The following is an 883-nucleotide window of genomic DNA, read 5'->3' as shown; positions in this document are numbered from 1 at the left end:
GACGATTTGAATTTGCTACTTTGTAGTCTATAAGATAGACTGCATATGAACAAAAACAAATATGTCTTCGCTCAGTTGGTTGAATTTCTCGATAAAGATAAGTTTCGTCACTTGGTTGACAAATACAATGGCAATCGATATGTCAAGTCATTCACGTGCTGGAACCAACTTCTTGCACTGATGTTTGGTCAGCTTAGTAATCGTGAAAGCTTGCGCGATGTAGTCGTGTCGCTGGAAGCGCATCATACCAAATGTTATCATCTTGGAATGGGGCGAAATCCTATTGCTAAAACGACATTTGCTTCAGCCAACCAAAACCGGGATTACCGCATCTTTGAAGATTTTGCGTTCTTTATGATGGAGCATGCTCGTAAGAAGCAGGCAACAGATATTTTTAAGTTGAAAGGGCATGTGTATGCCTTCGATTCTACGACAATACCTTTATGTCTGTCAATCTTCTGGTGGGCCAAGTTTCGTAAGAAGAAAGGTGGTATAAAAGCTCATGTGTTGTATTACTTAGAAGCAAAAGTTCCAGCATACTTCCACATCTCTACAGCATCTGTACACGATTCAAAAACTATGAAGTATATTCCTTATGAATCAGGATCTTACTATGTTTTTGATCGCGGTTACAATGCCTTCAAAGAACTCTATAAGATACATTTGCACGAGTCTTTCTTTGTAGTGAGAGCCAAAAAGAATCTACAGTTTAAATGTATCCGATGGGAACGCAGATTACCAAAGAATGTACTTGCCGATTCAGTGATAGAACTTACTGACATAATCACTCGGTTGAAGTATACTGAGCGGTTGCGCTTAGTGAAGTACAGAGACGAAGATCAGGATAGAGAGTTAGTCTTCCTTACCAATGCCTTTCATCTTA

The 883-nt window shown here is 39.3% G+C and carries 1 protein-coding gene; it reads left to right on the top strand.

Going from position 1 to position 883, the window contains the following annotated elements; all coding sequences use genetic code 11:
• Positions 1-45: 45 nt before the first annotated feature.
• Positions 46-883 (top strand): IS4 family transposase (locus BN102_RS10435; RefSeq protein ID WP_019209092.1); only part of this gene is annotated, 838 nt, incomplete at its 3' end.

The organism is Phocaeicola abscessus CCUG 55929, from assembly GCF_000312445.1.
Lineage (GTDB): Bacteria > Bacteroidota > Bacteroidia > Bacteroidales > Bacteroidaceae > Phocaeicola > Phocaeicola abscessus.
This window is presented reverse-complemented; position numbering and strand designations above follow the sequence as displayed.